The following is a 21,868-nucleotide window of genomic DNA, read 5'->3' on the forward strand; positions in this document are numbered from 1 at the left end:
GACAGCGTACGGGACGGGGAGGGTCACCCTGCCGCCTCGGAACCGGTCGTGTCCGTTGGGTCCGGTTCCGTGGTTTCGGGGGGCGTCGACGTTGACGTCCCGGTCGGCGCGACGGTCGTGGGGGTCGTCGTCCGGGCGGGCCGGTCCCGTTCGCGGGTGGCTTCGCTCGTGGTCGGTGCGACCGTGGTCGACCGCGTGGTGGTGGACGGGGCCGGCCGGGACATCGTGGCCCGGGCCGACGTGCTCGGCGGCGCGGCCTCGACGGCGGTGCCGGGGGCGGGGGTGAGCGCCACGAGCCCGGAGTCGACGGTGGCCGGCGCCGCGTCCGGGGCGGTCGTCGTGGTGGTGGCGGTACCGGTCGGGGTGCCGGTGCTCGGGGGCACCTGCACCGCGCTCGACAGCGACTCGTAGGCGGCGCCCGCCTCCCGCACGGGTGTGTCCGCGGGGGTGTCCCGCAGCGAGAACACCAGGGCGCCCATCCCGACGAGCAGCGCGACGGCCGCCGCGACGGCGCCGCCGACGACCAGCCGGTTGTGCGGGGCCCGGTCCGGGCCCCCGGGCACCGCGTCCGCCTCGGTGCCGGCCGCTGCGACAGTGCCGGCCGCTGTGACAGTGCCGGCCGCCGCGACGGGGGCCGTGGCCGCGACGGGCGGCTCGACGGGGGCGACGGGGTCGAGCTGGGTGCGCGCCGCGGCGCCGGTGCGGACCGCCGGCATGATCCGGGTGGCGCCGAGCATGTCCGCGGAACCGGCCGCGGCGGCGAGCGCCGCGCCCCGCACCACCGCGTGCTGCGGCTGCGGCGGCAGCACGCACCGCACGCCCATACCGGCCTTCACTGTCTGCGCGACGAGTTGCGCCGCCGACGGGTCCACCGGCTCCTCGGTGCTGATCACGACGGCGTCGAGGTTGCTGACGAGCCAGCCGAACGCGCCGAGCGCGGCCGACAGCTGCGCGGGTACCGACGGGGCGTCCCCCTCGGGGTAACGGAACGAGCGGCCCGCGGCGACACCGGACCGCACGAGCGTCACCGTCGATCCGCCGGCGTCGAGGTGATAGACGGCGACGAGCCGGCCGCTCTGCTGTGCGACCCGGGACTCGAACCAGGCCGCGACGGCCTCGGCGTCGGAGATCAGGGTGACGTGCCGCAGCCCGACGTAGTCGAGAGCGTTGCGCAGCACCGCCACGGTCGCCGGCGACCATGCGGTGGGATGTGCGGCGGCGACGGTCGCCGGGGCGTCGCCGACCAGGGGTGCGGCGTCGGCGAGCAGGCATTCCATCGCGGTCGCGACGAGGTCCTCCGCGCGGGAGAGGGCGCCGTCCTCGGCGCGCACCCCGGCCGGTTCGCCCACTCGGTCGACGAAGCCGGAGAAGGAGCTGCACTCGTCGGCGGCGCCGGGGTCACGGACGCCGAGCGTTGCCGTGCCGTCGGAGTGCAGGTGCAGACGGGTGAGGCGTTCGACCGGCTCGGGGTCGGGACGGATGCCCTCGGCGGAGGTGACGGCCACGGCGGACACGATGGTGCCGACTCTCAGGCCCACGCCTACGGACATGCAGAAATCCCCCCGTTCCCACTGGTTGCCGGTTGCCGAACCTCGGCGCCGTGGCCGAGCGCACGGAGCATCGAGATGAGCTCCGATCGCGAGCCGGCGCCGAGCCGCCGCCGGATGCGCGCGACGTGATGCTCGACAGTCTTCGCGGAAATGTACAGGCGCGACCCTACTTCGCGGTAGGTCAGGCCGGCGACGACGAGGTCGGCGACCTCCGCCTCCCGATCCGACAGGGGGCTCGGCGCCGCCGGCGCGTCGGCCGCGGGCGTGGGCGTGGGCGCGGCGGTGCGCGGCGCGGCCGACGGGTGCCGCACGGCCCGTGCGACCTGGAGCAATGCCGTCGCCGTCGCCGTGTCGTCGACGCGCAGCGCGGCCTCGCCGGCCAACCGCGCCCCGTCCCACGGCAGGCCGATCGCGGCGAGCGATTCCGCGGCCGCCTGCACGCGCGCGGGGTCGGCATCGCCCTGCAGCACCCGCAGCCAGGCCTGCCCGGCCCGGGCCAGGGCGGCCGCGTAGGCGGTGGTCTCCGCCGCCGCCCCGAGGGCCCGGGCGTGCGGCAGCAGCTCCGCGGGCCGGTCCGCGGCGATGGCCGCCTGCACCCCGTACCAGTGCAGCGTCGCGCCCCACAGCGGCGGTTCGTCGAGGGTCGTCAGGAGATCCTGGGCCTGACCGACCAGGTGGGCGATGCGGTCGGCCTCGCCGAGCCGGACCGCGGCGAGCCACAACTCGCCGAGCGGCAGCAGGCTCAGCAGGTCCACCGAGTACTCGGCCACCACGCCCTGCGCCGCGGTCCAGGCGGCGGTCAGCGCGCCGACGTCGCCGCCTCGGCGGGCCAGGCCCACCCGCAGCCCGTGCAGGAACAGCAGGTCCCGCTGCTCGGTGGCGTGGGGGGCGAGCTCGTCGGCGGCGGCCGTCGCGGCCGGCAGGTCGCCGCCGATCAGCGCCGTCCACGCCGCGAGCAGGCGGTGCCGCACGGACGGCGCCGCGGTGGCGCGGCCGAGCACGGCGCCGGCGTGGGCGAGTTCGCCGGAGTGCAGGCACAGCAGCGCGGTGATCGCCTCCGGGGTGTCGGGCAGCAGCCGCGTCCGGTCGGTCGCCCCGTGCACCGAGAGGGCCCGCGTGAGGGTGTTCATCGCGACGCGCCCGTCGCCGCCGACGGACTCGCGCAGGCCCGCGGCCAGCAGCTGCGCGGCCGCCGCGGACGACGTCGGCGCCGCGGCCTCTGTGCCGAACCGGGCGGCGGTGCCCGGGCGGCCCGCGGCGAGCAGCACCGTCGCGGCGATGGGCGCGTCGGCGCCGGCCCGTTCGGGGCCGAGCCACTCGTACAGATCCGCGCTGCGCCCCAGCATGCCGCGGCGCGCGGCGACGGTCGCGGCGATGCGGGTGGCGGCGGCCAGCTCGCCGGCGGGCAGGGCACCGGCCCGGTCGAGCAGACGGTCGGTGAGCTGTCCGGCGGTGGCGAGGTCGCCGGCGAGCCCGGCGGCCTCGGCGCGGCGCACGTCCAGCGCATCGGCGTCGGCGCCGGCACGGATCGCCGCGTCGTACAGCGTGCGGGCCTGCGCGGGCTCGGCCGCGTCGGCGAGCGTCACGAGAAGGGCGGCGAGGCGGGCGTCGGCCACCCCGGCCTCGGCGAGAGCCCGGGCGGCGTCCGCGGTCAGCAGCCCCGCGTCGAGGCGCAGCGCCGCCAGCCGGTGCGCCAGCGTGCGGACGGCGTGGGTCCCGAGGACGGCGGCGGGCACCGCGGCGGCCGCGGGGATCGGGACGTCGCCGTCGACGGTGAGCAGGCCGCTGGCCCGCGCGGCGTCGACGAGCTCGCGGGCGCGGTCCGCGTCGACGCCGAGGACGGTGGCGACCTCGAGCGGGTCGAGGGTGCCGCCGAGGCCGGCGAGGACCAGGACCCGGGGCAGGTCGGGGTCGCCGCCGCCGAGGCGGTCGCGAACGCGGGCCGCGGCGGCCCGCCGGGGATCGGTGCCGTCGCGCAACGCCGCGAGGGCCGCGTCGACGACGTCGCGGGCGCCGCCGGTCAGCCGGTGCACCGCGCGGATCGGTTCCGGGCGCGGGGTGAGACCGAGAGTTGCTGCGCGACCGGCAATTTCGCGCGGGCTGAGGGGGTGCAGTTCGACGAGCGCCGAGTGCGCGCCGAACGCGGACAGCAGCGCCCGCAGATCGCTGCGGTGCGGCCGCGGCTCCGTCGCGACGACCACCGGCCGCTCGCCGCGCCGCACCTGCTCGGCGAGCGCGAGGACCGACTCGGCGGGCAGGGTGTGCGCGTCGTCGACCACCAGCGCCGCCGGCGCGGGGGAACGCGGATCGGTTCCGACGGTGAGGCCCCGGCCGGCGAGCGTCTGCCGCACCGAGGACAGCAATGCGGACTTGCCGCTGCCGGCGGGACCGGTGAGCAGCAGCCGCGGCGGGGTCGCGGCGACGGCGTGCGCGACGTCGCGCGGCAGGGGGGTGGGCTGCGGCATCGGTCAGTTGCCGAGGAGTCCGCCGACACCGTCGACGACGCCACCGACGGCACCACCGACCCCGTCGACGACGCCGCCGACCGCGTTGCCGGTGCCGTCGAGGACCGCGCCGGCACCCTGACCGGCGCCGCCGAGCGCGTCACCGACCTGCGAGCCGTAGTTCGGGGACGGCGCGGGCGCCGGGGCGGGAGCGGGAGCCGGCGCGGGGGCGGGGACGACCGTGGTCGTGGGTGCCGGGGCGACGGTGCCGGGGGCGGGGGTGCCGGGCGCGGGGGTACCGGGGGCCGGCGCTCCCGGCGCCGCACCGGGCGCGGGGGTGCCGGCGGGAATGCTCCCGGCGGGGGCGACGGTGCCCGGCGCCCCGGGTGTCGCCGCCGTGGCCGCGGCCTGGGTGCCCGGTGCCGCACCCGGGGTGGTGCCGCTCGTGCCGGCCCCGGTGGTCGCGGTCGTCGCCGGGCCCCCCGCCGAGGCCGGGGTCGCGCCCGGGACGGTCTCGGAGGTGGCGACGCCCGCACCGGTCTCCGACGCGTCGGAGGTGCCGAGCGTGCCCATCGCGAGACCACCCGCGCCGAGCACGACGAGCGCAGCGGCCGCGGCCCCGGCGAGCACGTAGCGCCGCGAACGGGAAGGCGCCGGCGCCACCGCCGCGGCGGCCGGGGCCGGGACGATCGCCGGGCGAACCGGCGAGACCGTCTCGGCCGGCCGGTCGTGCAGGGTCGTCACGGGCAGCGCGGTGGTGGGCACCTCGTCGTCCGCCGGCGGGGTGACGGTCGCCGCGGCCGCGGAGCTCACCGTCGGCGGCTGGGCCGCTGCCGAGCTCACCGGCGGCTGGGCTGCCCCGAGGGCGGCGGTGTGGGCGGGCCGCGGGCCGGCGACCACCGGAATGCCCAGCTCCGCCGAGATCAGCTCGGCGACCAGGGGGATCGCGCCGCCGCCACCGGTGAGCAGCACCCGCCCCACGTCGGACGGCTCGACCCCGGCGCCGCGCAGCGCCTCGTGCACCAGCGCGATCGACGCCTGCAGCGGGCCGCGGGCGAGTTCCTCGAACTCGTCGCGGACGAGACGCACGTCCCGCCGCACGCCGGGCAGGTCGATCGCGACGACCGTCTCGGTGTCGGTCGACAGCTGTTCCTTCGCGGCCGTCGCGCGGGCACGCAGCTCGGCCAGCGCCGCCGTCATGGGGGCGGCGAACGGATCGAAGTCGGGGACGTCGTCGCGCACGGTGTCCAGCAGATGGGTGGTGACCAGGTGGTCGAGGTGACCGCCGCACACGTCCTCGCTGCCGATCGGGCGACCGAGGAGCACCGGCTCGGCGCCGGTGCGCAGCACCGAGACGTCGAGAGTGCGGGCGCCGAGGTCGTAGACGACGACCACGCCGTCGCCGAGGGGGCCCTGGGCGGCGTCGAGCCAGCGCACCGCGGCGACGGGTTCGGGCATCAGCGTCACGTCGGGCAGACCGGCCCGCGACAGCGCATCGCGCAACGCATCGACGGTGTAGCCGGCCCACGGCGCCGGATGCGCCACCGTGATCGTGGGCGCCTCCGGCAGGTCACGCGACGCCTCGTGCACCAGGCAGCCGATCGCCGTGGCGGTGAGGTCCTCCCCGGAGTACGACGCCCCGTTGTCGGCGAGCACCCCCACCGGATCCCCGACCCGGCTCACGAAGTCGGTGAACACCAGCGAACCCGGCGCGGCCGGACGACGACCGAGGTGCGGCGCGTCGTCGGCGGGAAGGTGCAGCTCGCTGGCGCGGGACAGGACGACCGGGCGGTACGTGTCGGCGCGATCGAACGCGGTGGCCGCCACCGAGTCCGCCGAACCGATCGTGACTCCGAGTCCTGTTGCCATGTCGTTTCGCTCCCCTGGTCGGGGCGGACGGATCCGCCGTGTCGCGTTGGATGTCGTAATCGGACACGATGTCGTTAGCCCGATTCGAGACCTTCGGCCCCGGCGCGGGGGCGATCCCCCTATCCGTCCCGATCCCCTAACCCCCGCCCCCGTACGGGCCCCGGACCGATGGGGGACTCCGCCCCCTTGGGCGGGGGACGGGCCGTTCGTAGCGTGAATCGCAGAACACCGACCTCAGGAGATGCGATGTCCACCAACGCTGTGCTCGACTTCATCCTCAGCCTGCTGCGCGACGAAGAGGCCCTCGCCCGCTACTGCGCGAACCCCGACGCCGCCCTGGCCCAGGCCGGTCTCGCCGACGTGTGCCACGCCGACATCGTCGCCGTCGCGCCCCTGGTCGCCGACAGCGGACTGTTCGCGGGGACGGCCGCCGAGCTGACCGCGGCGCTCGGTGGGGCGGCGGGTGCGGCCGGCGCGATCGGTGCCGGTGCGGCCGGTGGTCTCACCGGTGGCCTGGCCGGCGGCGCGGGCCTCGGTCTCGCCGGCGGCGCGGGGCTCGGCCTGGCGGGTGCCGTCGGCGGTGGCCTCGGCGGCGGTCTCGGCCTCGACACCGACTTCGCGGCCGAGCTGGCCGCCGATCTCGCCGGCACGCTGGGCGCGGCCCTGGAACTCGGCGGCGATCTCGGTGCCGCGCTCGGTGCGGCGTTCGGTGCGGCCCTCGGCGCGGGCGGCGCGCTCGGCGGCATCGGTTCCGGCGCGCTCGACCTGGCGGGCGACCTGGACCTGGGCGCGGCGCTCTCCGGCGCCCTCGCCGGTGGCCTCGGGCTCGACGCCGCGACCGGCGTCGTCGCGGACCTCGGTACAGCGCTCGACGCGGCGCTCGGCGCGACGGCCGGGACCGCCCTGGACCTGTCGGGTGCGCTCGAGGCCGCCTTCGGCGTCGGCGGTGAGCTCGGCGGCCAGCTCGGGGGGGCGCTGGGCGGTCTGCTCGACACCGCGCTCGCCGCGGGCGGCGGCTTCTCCACCGCGGTCGAGGCGGCCCTCGCCGGTGGCGCGGACCTCGCGACGGCCGTCGGCGCGACCCTCGGCGGCACGCTGGGCCTGGGCACCGACCTCGCCGGACAGCTCGGCGGCGCCCTCGAATCCGTCCTCGAGGTCGGTACCGGGCTCGCCGGTGGCCTGGACCTCGGCGGTGGCCTCGACGCCCTCACCGGCGTGACCGCGGGACTCGGAGCCTCCCTGTCCGCGCTGCTCGAGGCGGGCGGCTCCGTCGCCGGTGATCTCGGTGGCACCCTCGGCGCCGTACTCGAGGGCAGTGCCGACGGCGGGCTCGTCGGCGGCATCGACCTCGGCGCCCTCCTCGGCGGCGACGCCTCCGGCGGCGTGGACCTCGGCACCGCGGTCGGCGGCCTCCTCGGCGGCGCGCTCGGTCTCGAGAACTCCGCGACCCTCGAGCTCGGCAACGCCCTCAACGTCGCGCTCGACCTGTCGACGACCGTCGAATCGAGCGCCGACGGCACCCTCTCCGCGGTGCTCGGCTCCGCGTTCTCCGTCGGCGGGGAAGCCGGCGCGAACCTCGGTTCCGCGCTGGGTGGGGTGTTCGAGGCCGGCCTCGGCGGAACGCTCGACTCCACCGTGGACCTGAGCTCCCAGCTGGCCACCACCCTCGGCGGCGGTCTCGGCGCCGACGCGGACCTGACCGGCCAGCTCGGCTACGCCCTCGACGGCGCGCTCGACCTCGGCGGGCAGCTCGCCGGCGGCGGCGAGGCGGTCGGCGGCCTCGCCGGCGGCGTGTCCGGGGGACTGGATACCGTCGCTGACCTCGGCGCCGGACTCGGCAGCGGCCTGAGCGGTGGGTTGACGGGCGGGCTCGACGGGGCAGCGGACCTGGGCGGGGACCTGGCCGGTGGATTGACCGGCGGGCTCGGGAGCGCCGCGGATCTCGGGGCGGGGCTCGGCGGCGGCCTGACCGGTGGCCTGGAGGGTGCCGCGGACCTCGGCGGCGAGCTGACCGGTGGCCTGGCGGGCGGCCTGGGCAGCGCGACCGACCTGGGCGGCAGCCTGAGCGGTGGCCTCGACGGCGCCGCGGGCGGCGCGTCGCAGGTCGGCGGCGCCGTCACGGGCGGGCTCGAGGGAGCCACGGACGCCGGCGGTGCGCTCGGTACGGGCCTCGGCGGCGCGGCCGAGGGCACCTCGCAGCTCGGTGGCCAGCTCTCGGGAGCCCTCGACGGCACGACGGACGCGTGGTCGTCCATCGACGCCGGCGACGTCTTCGGCAGCGCGGGCGGCACCGGTGGCCTGTTCGGTTCCGCCGACACCGGTGCCGACGCCGATCTGCACGGCGGGATCGACGCCGGCGCCGGTGTCGGCACCGATTCCGACTTCGACACCTTCCTCGGCTGACCCACCGCACGGACCCGGCGCCGGCCCCGCGTGCACCACGCGGGGCCGGCGTTCGTCGCGGAGGACATAATCTCGGTGCAGCCCGCACTCCGACAGAAGGCGAGTCGAAGCGATCACCATGCACACGTCGTCCGCAGATGCCGCCGCTCGCCGCGCGGCCCTCGTCGAACTGATCGACGCGGCCGCCGAACACATCCGCGCCGCCGAGCGCGGTGACCTCGCCGCCAGGCTCGAGGCGGCGCGCACTCGCGTCGTCGACCCCCGGCTGCGGGTCGTCGTCGTCGGCCAGCTCAAACAGGGCAAGAGCCAGTTCGTGAACTCGCTCCTCAACCTCGAGGTGTGCTCGGTCGGCGACGACGAGACCACCGCGGTGCCCACCGTCGTGCAGAACGCCGACCGCACCTTCGCCGAACTCGTGCTCGCCGAGCCCGGCCGCGATCCCGTCCGGGTGGACCTGCCCATCGACGAGTTGCAGCACGTCACGCCCGGCACGCCGCGCGCGGGCGGCCGGGAAGTGCTGCGGCTCGAGGTGAACGTGCCGAGCCCGCTGCTCGCCGACGGTCTCGTCCTCGTCGACACCCCCGGTGTCGGCGGGCACGGAAACCCGCACGCCGCAGCAACATTGGGTCTGCTTCCGGCGGCCGACGCGGTGTTCGTCGTCTCCGACGCCAGCCAGGAGTTCACCGAGCCGGAGCTGAGCTTCCTGCGGCAGGTGCTGCAGCTGTGCCCGGCCGCAGCGGTGCTGATCACCAAGACGGACCTGTACCCGCACTGGCGCGAGATCGTCGCCGCCGACCGCGGGCACCTGCAGCGCGCCGGCCTCGACGTGCCCCTGCTGCCCGTCTCGTCGCTGCTGCGCAGTCACGCCCTGCGCCTCGACGACGCGTCGCTGCACGAGGAGTCGGGCTTCGAATCGGTGTACGGGTTCCTCCGTGAGCGGGTCGTCGCGCGCGGCGCCGACGCCGCCCGGCGGTCCGTCGCGCTGGACGTGAAGTCGGTCGTCGAACACGTCGCGCTCGGCCTGGGCAGCGAGCTCGCGGCGCTGCGCGACCCCGAGACCGGTGCGGCGGCCGTCGCGGAACTGCAGCGCGCCAAGTCCGCCGCGGAGGCGCTGCGCACCCGGGCCGCCCAGTGGCAGCAGACCCTGGCCGACGGCATCGCCGACCTCGCCGCCGACATCGACCACGACCTGCGGGACCGGCTGCGCCGGGTCACCCGCGAGGCGGAGGCCACCGTCGACGAATGCGACCCCGGTGAGGAATGGCCGCGGATCGGGGAATGGCTGGGCGAGCAGGTCGCCGAATCCGTGGGCGACAACTTCGTGTGGGCCCACGAACGTTCGGTGTGGCTCGCGGAGGTCGTCGCCCGGCACTTCGCCGACAGCGGTGCGGTGGACCTGCCGGATCTGCGCCTCGGCGACCTCGAGGGGCTGCTCGAGCCCGTCTCCCGGCTCTCGGACCTCGAGTCGGGCCGCATCGGCGTCGGCCAGAAGATGCTCGTGGGAATGAAGGGCTCCTACGGCGGCGTGCTCATGTTCGGGCTCATCACCACGCTCATGGGCATGGCGCTGGTCAACCCGATCTCCGTCGGGGCGGGAGTTGTGCTCGGCACCAAGGCCTATCGCGACGACAAGCAGGCGCGCATCGCCAAGCGCCGCGCCGACGCCAAGGTCGCCGTCCGCAAGTTCACCGACGACGTCGGCTTCCAGGTGGGCAAGGAGTCGAAGGACCGGCTCCGGCTGATCCAGCGCCAGCTGCGCGACCACTTCACCGAGCTGGCCGAGCAGACGCTGCGGTCGCTGTCCGAGTCGCTGCGCGCCGCGCAGGAGGCCGCGACGGTCGAGGAGGCGCAGCGGCAGCGCCGCATCGCCGAACTCGAGACGCACGTGCGTGCGCTGACGACCCTCCGCGAGCGGGCCGCGCAGCTGGCCGGGGCCGGCGCGTGAGCGTCGAGCAGGCCCGCGAGCTCGTCGCCCACGCGCGTGCCCGGTACGGCGGCGACCCGCGCGCCGCCGAGCAGCTCGCGCTGTGTGCGGCGCGGCTCGAGCAGCCGCTGCGCGTCGCGCTCGCCGGCTCTCTCAAGGCCGGCAAGTCGACGCTGCTCAACGCCCTGGTCGGGCAGGACATCGCCCCCACCGACGCCACCGAGTGCACGCGCGTCGTCACGTGGTACCGCAGCGGCTCGACCCCCTCGGTCACCGCCCGCTACGACGGCGACCGGATCCTCCCGGTGCCGGTGCAGCGCCGCGACGGCCGGCTCACCTTCGACCTCGGCGAGCTGACCGCGGACCGGGTGGACCGCATCGACGTCGAGTGGCCCGCCAGTGCGCTCGCCCAGACCACGATCATCGACACTCCGGGCACGTCGTCGCTGTCACAGGACGTCTCGGCCCGGACGTTCGAGCTGCTGACCCCCGACGACGAAGCGTCCGGCGCCGACGCCGTCGTCTACCTGATGCGCACCCTCGGTGCCGCCGACGTGCAGTTCCTCGGCCGGATCGGCCAGCACGTGGGCGGCGAGTCCGGTCCGCTCGGCGTGATCGGCGTGGTCTCCCGCGCCGACGAGGTCGGCGCCGGCCGCATGGACGCGATGATGTCCGCCAAGGAGGTCGCGGCCCGGTTCGCGGGCGAGCTCGAGCGCACCGGACTGTGCCAGGCCGTCGTGCCGGTCGCGGGGCTGCTCGCGCTGGGCGCGCGGACGTTGCGGCAGAGCGAGTTCGCCGCGTTCGAGGCGCTCGCGCAGGTGCCGTCGCAGGATCTTCAGGTGGCGATGCTGTCGGCGGATCGGTTCGCGCGCCCCGACATTGCGCTGCCTGTCGATCCGGGGACGCGGGCGCACCTGGTCGACCGGTTCGGCCTGTTCGGGATCCGCATGGCCGTCACGCTGATCCATCTCGGGGTACGGGACTCGCCGACGCTGGCCGCGGAACTGGTGGCGCGCAGCGGGCTCGACGAACTGCGTCAGGTGATCGACGTGCAGTTCGGCCAGCGCGCCGATCAGCTCAAGGCGCATTCGGCGCTGATGTCGCTCGAACGGGTCCTGCGCGCCCACCGCGACGGCCCGCTGCTCGCCTCGGTGCAGCGGCTGCTCGCCGACGTCCACGGCTTCACCGAGCTGCGCTTGCTCGGCCGCCTGCGCTCGACCCGGGTCGCGCTGAGCGAGAACGACCTGCTCGAACTGCAGCGGCTGATCGGCGGTTTCGGTATCGGTCCTGCCCAGCGGCTGGGTCTCGGGCCGGAGGCGACCGCCGCGGAGATCCACGCCGCCGGCGTCGCCGCCGTCCGCACCTGGCGTGCCCGCGCCGAGCATCCCCTGCTCGACCGGTTCACCGCGAACGCGTGCAGCGTGGCGGCGCGCAGCGGGGAAGGCATCCTCGCCGACGTCGCAGGCTGACAGGTCTCGGACTTCGACAACGGTCGCGACGGTTGTCGAAGTCCGAGACGCATGTGGACACATTTGTCCACAGTCGGAGCACTCATCCACAGATTCGCGGTTGCGGGTTCCGTGTCGCCTCGACCGGGCCGGATCGATCTCAGACTCGACGCCATGGTCGATCCGATCCTCCGCTCCGCCGCCCTCGCCTCCGGGACCACGGAGGCAGAACTTCGCCAGGCGCTACGCACGGGCGAACTCCAGCGCATCGCTCCCGGTGCCTACCTTTCCCGCACCGTCCTTGAAACGCTCGACGCGACCGAGCTGCACCGTGCCCGGATTCGCGCCGTCCGGTGTGCGCTCGGATCGAGAGCCGCGATCAGCCATGTTTCGGCGGCGATCGTCCACGGGTTCGACGTCTGGGACGCCGACCTTTCCCGGGTCCACCTCACGCACAACCGTGCCACGGGTGCGCGTCGCACCACGCATCTGCACTCGCACGCGGCACTGTTGGCCGTCGATGACGTCGAGATCGTCGACGGTGTGCCCGTCACCTCCGCAGCCCGGACCGTCGTCGACCTCGCACGTACCCTGCCGCCCGAGCAGGCGGTGGTGATCGGGGATTCGGCGATGCGTATGCACCCGGCACTCGACCTCCGGGCCGTGCTCGACGCGGCCGGGAGCAGGGCGGGAATCGCCGCGGCGCGCCGGATCGCCGGTCTCCTCGACGGGCGTAGCGAGAGCCCTGGCGAGTCGCTCAGCCGCCTGCGGATGCGTGAGGCAGGTACTCGCCCGCCGGAACTGCAGCACGAGCTGCGCACGCCCGCGGGCCTTTTCGTCGCCCGGGTCGACTTCTTCTGGGAGGACCCCGGCATCGTCGGCGAGTTCGACGGCATGGGCAAGTACGGAAGCGGGGCACCGGGTGTGGCCGCCGACGTAGTACGGCGGGAGAAGCTGCGGGAGGATGCGATCCGGGAGCTGGGTCTCGAAGTGGTGCGCTGGACGTGGGCCGAACTGTTCCGGTTCGACGTCGTGCTGGAGCGGCTGGCTCGGGCTGCCGAACGTGCCCGACGGTAGACACAACTCCCGGACCTCGACAGCGGTTGCGACGGTTGTCGATGTCCGACAGCTGTGTGGCTGGCTCCGGCGTCAGCGACGCCGGGCCGCGACGGCGCCGACGACGGTGAGCCCGGCCCAGAGCAGGGGAGCCCACAGCAGGACGCCGGCGGTGGCGTCGCCGGCGTCGGCGAGGACGCTGCGGGCGGCGACGGCCGTGACGACGGTGGCGGCGGAGACGACGGCGAGCGCGAGGGGTGCCCGGGGGTGGCCGCGGCGCAGGAGTTCGAGGAAGACGACGGCGAGCAGGACGAGGAGCAGGCCGGCGGCGGCGAAACCGGCGAGGGTGAGGGCGACGGTGTCGGCGATGCTCTCGGCGGTGGTGCCGGGGTTGGCGCTGCGCAGCGAGTGCTCGAGGGCGTCCCGGACGGGTTCGCGGTCGAGGAGGACGGCGCCGAGCAGTCCGGCGAAGACGACGAACGACAGGACCCAGGCCGAGACCGCGGCGCCGACGCGCGGTGCGGGGGAGGCGGTGGGGTGCAGCGGGGTGACGGAGAACTCCGGGCGGGGCGGCTGCGGGCGCGTGCTCACCCCGGGATCGTAGCCTCCCGCAATTCTTGTGATCCGAGTCACAAAGGGAACATCGCGGGGCGGTCTGCCGTTGGAGGAAGCAGACAACTTGAGCGTCACAGGCTCAACTTTGACTTGACTCGGGATTCCGGGCGGGTGCAAGCTTGAGTCGACTGCGCTCAGCTGAGCCGATCCGGCTCAGGTTGTGCAAGGACACCTATGCGGCACACCGGTGTGCCGCAGCGAAGAATGGAGAAACACTATGGCTCGTGCGGTCGGTATCGACCTCGGAACCACCAACTCCGTCGTTTCCGTTCTGGAGGGCGGCGAGCCCGTAGTGGTCGCCAACTCCGAGGGATCGCGCACCACCCCGTCGGTCGTCGCCTTCGCCAAGAACGGCGAGGTGCTGGTCGGCCAGCCCGCCAAGAACCAGGCGGTCACCAACGTCGACCGCACCATCCGCTCGGTCAAGCGTCACATCGGCACCGACTGGACCGTGGAGATCGACGGCAAGAAGTACACCTCGCAGGAGATCAGCGCGCGCACGCTCATGAAGCTGAAGCGGGACGCGGAGGCCTACCTCGGTGAGGAGATCACCGACGCCGTCATCACCGTCCCCGCCTACTTCGAGGACGCACAGCGGCAGGCCACCAAGGAGGCCGGGCAGATCGCCGGCCTGAACGTGCTGCGCATCGTCAACGAGCCGACTGCCGCGGCGCTGGCCTACGGCCTGGACAAGGGCGAGAAGGAACAGACCATCCTGGTCTTCGACCTCGGTGGCGGCACCTTCGACGTGTCCCTGCTCGAGATCGGCGACGGCGTCGTCGAGGTCCGCGCGACCTCCGGCGACAACCACCTCGGTGGCGACGACTGGGATCAGCGCGTCGTCGACTGGCTGGTCGAGAAGTTCAAGGCACAGCACGGCGTCGACCTGACCAAGGACAAGATGGCCCTGCAGCGTCTGCGCGAGGCCGCGGAGAAGGCGAAGATCGAGCTGTCGAGCTCGCAGTCGACGTCCATCAACCTGCCGTACATCACGGTCGACGCGGACAAGAACCCGCTGTTCCTCGACGAGCAGCTCTCGCGCAGCGAGTTCCAGAAGATCACCTCGGATCTGCTCGACCGCACCCGCGCGCCGTTCCAGCAGGTCATCAAGGACGCCGGCATCTCCGTCAAGGACATCGACCACGTCGTCCTGGTCGGCGGCTCGACCCGCATGCCCGCCGTGACCGACCTGGTGCGCGAGCTGACCGGTGGCCGTGAGCCCAACAAGGGCGTGAACCCGGACGAGGTCGTCGCCGTCGGCGCCGCCCTGCAGGCCGGCGTCCTCAAGGGCGAGGTCAAGGACGTGCTGCTGCTCGACGTCACCCCGCTGTCCCTCGGCATCGAGACCAAGGGTGGCGTGATGACCAAGCTCATCGAGCGCAACACCACCATCCCGACGAAGCGCTCCGAGACCTTCACCACGGCCGACGACAACCAGCCGTCGGTGCAGATCCAGGTCTTCCAGGGTGAGCGTGAGATCGCGGCGCACAACAAGCTGCTCGGCTCGTTCGAGCTCGGTGGCATCGCCCCGGCTCCGCGCGGCGTCCCGCAGATCGAGGTGACCTTCGACATCGACGCCAACGGCATCGTGCACGTCACCGCGAAGGACAAGGGCACCGGCAAGGAGAACACGATCAAGATCCAGGAGGGCTCCGGCCTCTCCAAGGAGGAGATCGACCGGATGATCAAGGACGCCGAGGCGCACGCCGAGGAGGACCGCAAGCGTCGCGAGGAGGCCGAGGTCCGCAACCAGGCCGAGTCGCTCGTGCACCAGACCGAGAAGTTCCTCCAGGAGAACGGGGACAAGGTCGCCGCCGACGCCAAGAGCAAGGTCGAGGCCGCGATCAAGGAGACCAAGGACGCCCTCGCCGGCACGGACATCGCCGCGGTGAAGACCGCCGTCGAGAAGCTCGCGACGGAGTCGCAGGCCCTCGGCCAGTCCCTGTACGAGTCGCAGGCCGCCGACGCGGGTGCTGCCGCCGGTGACGGCGCGGCTGCCGGCTCGGACAACGTCGTCGACGCCGAGGTCGTCGACGAGCCGACCGACTCGGAGAAGAAGTGACGGCGGAGAAGCCCGAGCAGGAGCCGGTGACCGTCACCGACAAGCGTCGGATCGACCCCGACACCTTCGAGGTTCGCGACCCGGAGACCGGGTCGCAGCCCGTCGGCGGTGCGGACACCGAGGCTCCGGCTGCGGGAGAACACGAGGAGGCCGCACTCGCGGCCGAACCGTCGCCCGAGTCGGCTCAGCTGGCCGAGCGCACGGCGGACCTGCAGCGCCTCACCGCGGAGTACGCCAACTACCGGCGTCGCGTGGAGCGCGAGCGGGTGGTCACGACCGAGGCGGCCAAGGCCTCGGTGGTCACCCAGCTGCTCGACGTCGTGGACGACCTCGACCGGGCCCGCGCCCACGGCGACCTCGAGCAGGGGCCGCTGAAGTCGGTGGCGGACAAGCTGAACGGCGTCCTGTCGGGCCTGGGACTCCAGCCCTTCGGCGACGAGGGCGACGCCTTCGACCCGGAGATCCACGAGGCCGTGCACATGGAGGGCGACGGCGCGAACCCGGTGCTCGACACGGTGCTGCGCAAGGGATACCGGCTCGGTGAGCGGATCCTGCGGCACGCGATGGTGACCGTGACGGACGCGGGCGACGCACCGGCGGAAAAGCCGGCCTCCGGTGCGGACAACGAGTAAGTACAGGGAAACAGCGAGAGGAGGAGACGCCCGGTGAGCCAGAGGGAGTGGATCGAGAAGGACTTCTACAAGGAGCTGGGTGTCTCCTCCGACGCGTCGGCCGACGACATCAAGAAGGCCTACCGCAAGCTGGCGCGGGATCTGCATCCCGACGCCAACCCCGGCGACACCCGGACGGAGGAGCGCTTCAAGGCGGTCAGCGAGGCGTACGCCGTGCTGTCCGATCCGGCCAGGCGCAAGGAGTACGACGAGACCCGGCAGATGTTCGCCTCCGGCGGCTTCGGCGGCGGGTTCCGTCCCGGCGCCGGCAGCGGCGGGTTCTCCGGCGGCACCACCACCTTCGATCTCGGTGACCTGTTCGGTGGCGGCGGCGGGGCCGGTGACGCCGGTCTCGGCGACCTGTTCGGCGGCCTGTTCAACCGGACCGGCGGCGGTGACGCGCGCACCACGTCGCGGCCCCGGCGCGGGTCCGACGTGGACGCCGAGACCACGCTCGATTTCCGCGACGCGGCCCTCGGCGTCACCGTCCCGCTGCGGCTGACCAGCCCGGCGCCGTGCACCACCTGCCACGGCAGTGGCGCCCGACCCGGCACCAGCCCGCGGGTGTGCCCGCGCTGCAACGGAAGTGGCATCGTCTCGCGCAACCAGGGTGCGTTCGGGTTCTCCGAGCCGTGCGACGACTGCCGGGGCACCGGGTCGATCATCGACGAGCCCTGCACGGACTGTCGCGGCAGTGGCATCCAGAACCGCACCCGCACCATCACGGTGCGGATCCCACCCGGGGTCCGGGACGGCCAGCGCATCCGGCTGGCCGGTCAGGGCGAGGCGGGACTGCGCGGCGCCCCGCCCGGCGACCTGTTCGTCACCGTGCACGTGCGCGCCGACAGGGTGTTCGGCCGCGACGGCGACGACCTGACGCTGGTGCTGCCGGTCAGCTACGGCGAGCTGGTGCTCGGCACCACCGTCTCGGTCCCCACCCTGGAGGGCCGGGTCGGGTTGAAGATCCCGGCCGGGACGGCCGACGGGCGCGTGCTGCGGGTACGCGGGCGCGGCGTCCCCAAGCGCGGGGGCGGCGCCGGCGACCTGCTGGTGACCGTCAAGGTGGCCGTGCCCCAGAACCTCGACGACCAGGCGATCGACGCACTGCGGATCTACATGCACGCGGAGCAGGCGAGCGGCTTCGATCCGCGGGCGGGCTGGGCAGGTGCATGATGAGCGAGAACCGCAACCGGCACGATTCGCCGATGGACCCGGACGCCCGGGTCTATGTGATCTCGGTGGCGGCGGAACTGGCCGGCATGCACGCGCAGACGCTGCGCAACTACGACCGGCTCGGCCTCGTCACCCCGCACCGCACGCGGGGCGGCGGGCGCCGCTACTCCCCGCGCGACGTCGCGCTGCTGCGTGAGGTGCAGCGCCTGTCGCAGGACGAGGGCGTGAACCTCGCGGGCATCAAGCGGATCATCGAGCTGACCAATCAGGTCGAGGCCCTGCAGCAGCGGCTGTCCGAGATGGCAGCCGAGATCGCGCAACTGCACGCGTCGCGCCGCGCGCTGGTGCCGGTGCCGCGCAGCAACGCGCTGGTGGTCTGGAAGCCGAAGCACCAGCGCGACAGGTAGGTGCTCGGCCCCTCCGGCCTCGGTCACCCAATACCGTTGTGGCCGAATGTCACATCGCGTCGATCAGATCGACACGATGTGACATTCGGCCGTTCAGGGCGGTCACGGGCGGTCACGGGCGGTCACGGGCCGTTCAGGCCGGGACGAGCCCGCTGACGTCGGCGAGCAGTTCGAGCGAACGCAGCCACGCCTTGCGCCCGGGCGCCGACGACACCACGATCAGCTCGTCGGCCTGCGCGCGCTCGGTGAAGCGGTCGAGGTAGGCACGCGCCTCGGCCGGGGTGCCGACGGCGGTGTACCGCAGCATCTGCAGCACCTGCTGCCCGGCGGGGGCGTCGAGCAGCATCTCGACCTCGTCGTCGGTGAAGGTGCGGCCGCGGCCGAGCATCTGCCGGATGCGCTGTCGCTTGGTGGCCTCGAACAGTGCATTCGCCTCGTCGGTGGTGTCCGCGGCGATCACGCCGACGCCTGCGATGACGTACGGCTCGGCGAGCTGCTCGGACGGCTGGAACTCGCGCCGGTACAGCGCGACGGCGTCCTCGAGCGCCTGCGGCGCGAAGTGCGACGCGAACGCGTACGGAAGGCCGAGCAGCGCGGCGAGTTTCGCCCCGAACAGCGACGAGCCGAGGATGTACAGCGGCACGTCGGTGCCCTTGCCGGGGACGGCGTCGACGCCCGGAATGCGCGACGTGCCGCGCAGGTAGCCCTGCAGCTCGAGCACGTCCTGCGGGAAGCTGTCGGCCGACGACGGGTCGCGGCGCAGCGCCCGCAGGGTGTTCTGGTCACTGCCGGGGGCGCGGCCGAGACCGAGGTCGATGCGGCCGGGATGCAGCGTCTCGAGGGTGCCGAACTGCTCGGCGATGGTCAGCGGCGAGTGGTTGGGCAGCATGATGCCCCCGGCGCCGAGCCGGATCGTGGACGTGTGGGCGGCGACGTGCGCGATCAGCACGCTGGTGGCCGACGAGGCGATGGTCGGCATGTTGTGGTGTTCGGCGTACCAGATGCGGCGGTAGCCCCACCGCTCGGCGCGCTGCGCCATGTCCACGCTCGCGGCGAAGCTGTCGCGCGCGGTTTCGCCGCGGCCGATGTGAGCCAGGTCGAGAATCGATAGTGGTGTGGTCACCTGGATCCTTCGCGTGTCCGGGGCCCGGGTTCGGGATCCGGGCACACGATCGGTCCAACCACACCGGCCGGTCCACTATTCCGTGACGTGCGCCTCGCCGCTCACCGCACCGGGTTCACGTCGGTGGCGGTGCGGGGATCGAGGAGCGTCTCGCCCGCATACCTGCCGAAGCCGCCGCGGTAGAACAACAGCGGTCCGTCGTCGTGCAGCGCGGTCAGCCCCGTCACACGCGCGACGACGATGGTGTGGTCGCCGGCGTCGTGCTCGGCCTCGACGGTGGCCTCGATGCGGGCCAGCGCGCCCGCGATGGCGGGCGCGCCGTTGTCGCCGCGCGTCCAGTCCACGCCGGTGAACTTGTCGCCGCCGCTGACGGCGAACGCCATGCACGTGTCGCGCTGGTCGTGGGCCAGGACGTTGATCGCGAGGGTGCCGATCTCACGGATCTTCGGCCAGGTCCGCGACGTGCGGGCGGGGCAGAACGACACGAGCGGCGGATCCAGGGACACCGACGCGAACGACTGGCACGCGAAACCCAGCGGTTCGCGGCCGTCGTGGCCGGTCACGACGGTGACGCCGGTGCAGAAGTTGCCCAGCACGTCGCGCATCGTCCGGGGATCGAGCACCGTGTGTTCCGCGCTCATAAGGTTCCTCTCGCCGTTCGGTATCTCTCCAGTGTCCGTCATTCCGGCGGCGGGTTGCGACCGGCGTCCGGCGGACCGTGCCGGGGCTTTCAGCGCTGCCGCATGTCCGACGGCGCCCAGTAGGCGCGCATGCTCGTGATCCGGGCCTGGTCGTCGAAGGTCATCACGTCGATCGGCTCGACCTCGTGCACCCGGCCCCCGGTCTCGGTGACGACCCGGAAGTGGAACGCCGCGCACGACCCGGTCACCCGCAGCGCCAGCAGTTCGGTCGCGCGCCGGGAGCCCTCGAGTGCGCGGTAGAACTCGGCGATCGCCGCCCGTCCGGTCCTCGGCGCGGAGCCGACCGGGTCCTCGAGGGTGGCGTCCTCCGCATACAGCGCAGCGATGTCGGCGCCGCTGCCGTCGGCGACGGCCGCCAGATACTCGACGACGGTGGCGCGGATGCGTTCGGCGTGCGTGACGGTGCCGGACGTGGTCATGGCTGCTCCTGTGGGATCGACGGTTCGTCGCGAGACGAGTCGACGCTAGCGGCACCGTGGACCCGGTCGGGGTCGTCGTCCCACGCATCGGGAGGTTGGGGGTCGCGTTTGCGCGCGCTGCGGTGAGCCGGTGGCGACCGCGCCCACGGACGTCCCGGTGGCCGGGAACCCGCCCGCCGGCGTGGTGGAACTGTCCTAGCGTCGTCGGGCATGCGTGCAGTGGGTCGCCTCGGGTCCGAGGCGCGACCCGACCAGGCAGCGACGATGTGAAGGAGAATTCGAAATGGCGACGAGTCCCGTACCGGCCGTGACCCCCGCCCACGACACCACCGTGGATCTGCTGGTGATCGGGTCCGGCACCGGTATGGCCGCCGCGCTCACCGCGCGCGAGCTCGGCCTGTCGGCGCTGATCGTGGAGAAGACCAGCTACGTCGGTGGCTCCACCGCCCGCTCCGGCGGCGCGTTCTGGGTGCCCGCCAACCCGGTGCTGCGCGAGGCCGGTTCGGGCGACACCCCCGAGCGGGGCCACACCTACGTGCGGTCGGTGGTCGACGGCTCGGCGCCGGCCGAGCGCGGCGAGGCGTTCGTCGATCACGGCGCCGCGACCGTCGAGATGCTCCGGCGCACCACGCCGATGAAGTTCTTCTGGGCCAAGGGCTACGCCGACTACCACCCGGAGCAGCCGGGCGGCGCCGCCGTCGGACGTACCTGTGAGTGCCGGCCGTTCGACACGTCGGTGCTCGGCGACGAGCGCGGCCGGTTGCGCCCCGGTCTGATGGAGGCGGGGCTGCCGATGCCCACCACCGGTGCCGACTACAAGTGGCTGAACCTCATGATGCGGGTCCCCCTCAAGGGATTCCCGCGCATCTTCCGGCGGCTGGCGCAGGGTGTGGGCGGCCTCGCGCTCGGCCGGCAGTACGTCGCCGGCGGGCAGGCAATCGCCGCGGGCCTGTTCGCGGGGGTGCTGCGGGCCGGGATCCCCGTCTGGACCGAGACGTCGCTGGTGCGGCTGGTCACCGAGGGCGAGCGGGTGACCGGTGCCGTCCTCGAACAGAACGGCCGTGAGGTGACCGTGACCGCCCGTCGCGGTGTGGTCCTCGCGGCCGGCGGGTTCGACCACGACATGGCCATGCGACGGAAGTTCCAGTCCGACAGGCTCGCCGACAACGAAAGTCTCGGCGCCGAAGGCAACACCGGCGACGCGATCAAGGTCGCCCAGGAGGTGGGCGCCGGCCTCGACCTGATGGACCAGGCATGGTGGTTCCCCGCCGTCGCGCCGACGGCCCCGGGCAAGCCGCCGCTGGTGATGCTGGCGGAACGGTCCCTGCCGGGTTCGTTCATCGTGGACCACACGGGCCGCCGGTTCACCAACGAGTCCTCGGACTACATGTCGTTCGGTCAGGTCGTCCTCGAGCGCGAGCGGGCCGGCGACCCGGTCGAATCGATGTGGATCGTCTTCGACCAGAAGTACCGCAACAGTTACCTGTTCGCGGCGGGGCTGTTCCCGCGCCAGCCCATCCCGGGCTCCTGGTACAAGGCGGGCATCGCGCACCGGGCCACGGATCCGGTCGAGCTGGCGCGCTCGATGGGGATACCCGAGGACGCGTTCGCCGAGACCTTCCGCCGGTTCAACGACGACGCCGCGTCGGGAACGGACTCCGAATTCGGTCGTGGGGGAAGCGCATATGACCGCTACTACGGCGATCCGACGGTCGAGCCGAACCCGAACCTGCGGTCGCTGACCGAAGGGCCGCTCTACGCGGTGAAGATGACGCTGAGCGACCTCGGCACGTGCGGTGGCGTGAAGGCCGACGAGCGGGCGCGGGTGCTGCGCGAGGACGGCAGTGTGATCGACGGTCTCTATGCGATCGGCAACACCGCCGCGAACGCGTTCGGCAACACGTACCCGGGTGCGGGGGCGACGATCGGTCAGGGCCTGGTGTTCGGGTACATCGCCGCGCAGGACGCCGCGAAGGCAGCCGTTCCCGCGAACGGATGACTCG

General features: G+C 73.7%; 16 protein-coding genes. 9 read left to right on the forward strand and 7 right to left on the reverse strand.

What is annotated here, in order from left to right; translation table 11 throughout:
• Positions 1-23: 23 nt before the first annotated feature.
• Genes JYA75_RS10830 through JYA75_RS29105 form a run of 3 tightly spaced genes read right to left on the reverse strand, consistent with a single transcriptional unit; the run spans position 24 to position 5,863 of the window.
• Positions 24-1,550, reverse strand: a complete 1,527-nt coding sequence (locus JYA75_RS10830; protein WP_203330012.1) for a hypothetical protein — start codon at positions 1,548-1,550, stop codon at positions 24-26.
• Entirely contained in the window at positions 1,541-4,015 is a 2,475-nt protein-coding gene (locus JYA75_RS10835; RefSeq protein WP_203330013.1) for a LuxR C-terminal-related transcriptional regulator, read from the reverse strand. The genes JYA75_RS10830 and JYA75_RS10835 overlap by 10 nt, the downstream gene beginning before the upstream one ends.
• A 3-nt stretch (positions 4,016-4,018) precedes the next feature.
• The gene (locus tag JYA75_RS29105; protein WP_203330014.1) at positions 4,019-5,863 is read right to left on the reverse strand and encodes an Hsp70 family protein; all 1,845 of its coding nucleotides are present in this window, start codon (positions 5,861-5,863) and stop codon (positions 4,019-4,021) included.
• A 246-nt stretch (positions 5,864-6,109) separates the two neighbouring features.
• Here JYA75_RS29105 and JYA75_RS10845 point away from each other — a divergent pair, with 246 nt between their 5' ends.
• The 4 genes from JYA75_RS10845 to JYA75_RS10860 all read left to right on the forward strand — a co-directional run bounded on the left by JYA75_RS10845 (position 6,110) and on the right by JYA75_RS10860 (position 12,715).
• Complete coding sequence (locus tag JYA75_RS10845) at positions 6,110-8,266, forward strand: IniB N-terminal domain-containing protein (protein ID WP_203330015.1); 2,157 nt, start codon at positions 6,110-6,112, stop codon at positions 8,264-8,266.
• A gap of 118 nt (positions 8,267-8,384) precedes the next feature.
• A complete protein-coding gene (locus tag JYA75_RS10850; RefSeq protein WP_006945110.1) occupies positions 8,385-10,211 on the forward strand; it encodes a dynamin family protein in 1,827 nt (608 codons plus the stop codon).
• Entirely contained in the window at positions 10,208-11,659 is a 1,452-nt protein-coding gene (locus JYA75_RS10855; protein WP_050035742.1) for a dynamin family protein, read from the forward strand. The genes JYA75_RS10850 and JYA75_RS10855 overlap by 4 nt, the downstream gene beginning before the upstream one ends.
• Positions 11,660-11,812: 153 nt before the next feature.
• Positions 11,813-12,715 carry a hypothetical protein gene (locus JYA75_RS10860; protein WP_044476423.1) on the forward strand — a complete coding sequence of 301 codons (903 nt, stop codon included), beginning with the start codon at positions 11,813-11,815 and terminating at the stop codon, positions 12,713-12,715.
• A 72-nt stretch (positions 12,716-12,787) separates the two neighbouring features.
• Here JYA75_RS10860 and JYA75_RS10865 read toward each other — a convergent pair whose 3' ends face one another.
• The gene (locus JYA75_RS10865; RefSeq protein WP_029545573.1) at positions 12,788-13,285 is read right to left on the reverse strand and encodes a hypothetical protein; all 498 of its coding nucleotides are present in this window, start codon (positions 13,283-13,285) and stop codon (positions 12,788-12,790) included.
• A 241-nt stretch (positions 13,286-13,526) separates the two neighbouring features.
• On the opposite strand from JYA75_RS10865, the gene dnaK reads away from it, so the two are divergent.
• Genes dnaK through JYA75_RS10885 form a run of 4 tightly spaced genes read left to right on the forward strand, consistent with a single transcriptional unit; the run spans position 13,527 to position 17,622 of the window.
• The gene (gene dnaK / locus JYA75_RS10870) at positions 13,527-15,371 is read left to right on the forward strand and encodes a molecular chaperone DnaK (protein ID WP_006945114.1); all 1,845 of its coding nucleotides are present in this window, start codon (positions 13,527-13,529) and stop codon (positions 15,369-15,371) included.
• Positions 15,368-16,003, forward strand: coding sequence for a nucleotide exchange factor GrpE (gene grpE / locus JYA75_RS10875; protein ID WP_006945115.1), 636 nt, complete (start codon positions 15,368-15,370; stop codon positions 16,001-16,003). The genes dnaK and grpE overlap by 4 nt, the downstream gene beginning before the upstream one ends.
• A 33-nt stretch (positions 16,004-16,036) precedes the next feature.
• Positions 16,037-17,215, forward strand: a complete 1,179-nt coding sequence (gene dnaJ / locus JYA75_RS10880) for a molecular chaperone DnaJ (protein WP_168579988.1) — start codon at positions 16,037-16,039, stop codon at positions 17,213-17,215.
• Complete coding sequence (locus tag JYA75_RS10885; RefSeq protein WP_006945118.1) at positions 17,215-17,622, forward strand: helix-turn-helix domain-containing protein; 408 nt, start codon at positions 17,215-17,217, stop codon at positions 17,620-17,622. Before dnaJ ends, JYA75_RS10885 begins: the two co-directional genes overlap by 1 nt.
• 133 nt (positions 17,623-17,755) lie before the next feature.
• Here the strand turns inward: JYA75_RS10885 and JYA75_RS10890 are convergent, their stop codons facing one another.
• The 3 genes from JYA75_RS10890 to JYA75_RS10900 form a co-directional block, all read right to left on the reverse strand.
• Entirely contained in the window at positions 17,756-18,745 is a 990-nt protein-coding gene (locus tag JYA75_RS10890; protein WP_043796671.1) for an LLM class flavin-dependent oxidoreductase, read from the reverse strand.
• A 101-nt stretch (positions 18,746-18,846) separates the two neighbouring features.
• On the reverse strand, positions 18,847-19,386 hold the full coding sequence (locus JYA75_RS10895; RefSeq protein WP_029545566.1) for a flavin reductase family protein: 540 nt from the start codon (positions 19,384-19,386) through the stop codon (positions 18,847-18,849).
• Positions 19,387-19,475: 89 nt separating this feature from the next.
• Positions 19,476-19,865, reverse strand: coding sequence for a nuclear transport factor 2 family protein (locus tag JYA75_RS10900; protein WP_043796674.1), 390 nt, complete (start codon positions 19,863-19,865; stop codon positions 19,476-19,478).
• Positions 19,866-20,148: 283 nt separating this feature from the next.
• Between JYA75_RS10900 and JYA75_RS10905 the strand changes: the two genes are divergently transcribed.
• Positions 20,149-21,864: a 3-ketosteroid-delta-1-dehydrogenase gene (locus JYA75_RS10905; RefSeq protein WP_203330016.1), complete on the forward strand. Its 1,716-nt coding sequence runs from the start codon at positions 20,149-20,151 to the stop codon at positions 21,862-21,864.
• Positions 21,865-21,868 lie beyond the last annotated feature (4 nt).

It is taken from the genome of Rhodococcus sp. PSBB066, from assembly GCF_017068255.1.
In the GTDB taxonomy this organism is placed as follows: domain Bacteria; phylum Actinomycetota; class Actinomycetes; order Mycobacteriales; family Mycobacteriaceae; genus Rhodococcus; species Rhodococcus aetherivorans.

Excerpts from the sequence above, each read along its gene's own strand:
- JYA75_RS10830 (WP_203330012.1), bottom strand. The coding sequence starts at position 1,550 with ATGTCCGTAGGCGTGGGCCTGAGAGTCGGCACCATCGTGTCCGCCGTG.
- JYA75_RS10835 (WP_203330013.1), bottom strand. The coding sequence starts at position 4,015 with ATGCCGCAGCCCACCCCCCTGCCGCGCGACGTCGCGCACGCCGTCGCC.
- JYA75_RS29105 (WP_203330014.1), bottom strand. The coding sequence starts at position 5,863 with ATGGCAACAGGACTCGGAGTCACGATCGGTTCGGCGGACTCGGTGGCG.
- JYA75_RS10845 (WP_203330015.1), top strand. The coding sequence starts at position 6,110 with ATGTCCACCAACGCTGTGCTCGACTTCATCCTCAGCCTGCTGCGCGAC.
- JYA75_RS10850 (WP_006945110.1), top strand. The coding sequence starts at position 8,385 with ATGCACACGTCGTCCGCAGATGCCGCCGCTCGCCGCGCGGCCCTCGTC.
- JYA75_RS10860 (WP_044476423.1), top strand. The coding sequence starts at position 11,813 with ATGGTCGATCCGATCCTCCGCTCCGCCGCCCTCGCCTCCGGGACCACG.
- dnaK (WP_006945114.1), top strand. The coding sequence starts at position 13,527 with ATGGCTCGTGCGGTCGGTATCGACCTCGGAACCACCAACTCCGTCGTT.
- JYA75_RS10885 (WP_006945118.1), top strand. The coding sequence starts at position 17,215 with ATGAGCGAGAACCGCAACCGGCACGATTCGCCGATGGACCCGGACGCC.
- JYA75_RS10895 (WP_029545566.1), bottom strand. The coding sequence starts at position 19,386 with ATGAGCGCGGAACACACGGTGCTCGATCCCCGGACGATGCGCGACGTG.
- JYA75_RS10900 (WP_043796674.1), bottom strand. The coding sequence starts at position 19,865 with ATGACCACGTCCGGCACCGTCACGCACGCCGAACGCATCCGCGCCACC.
- JYA75_RS10905 (WP_203330016.1), top strand. The coding sequence starts at position 20,149 with ATGGCGACGAGTCCCGTACCGGCCGTGACCCCCGCCCACGACACCACC.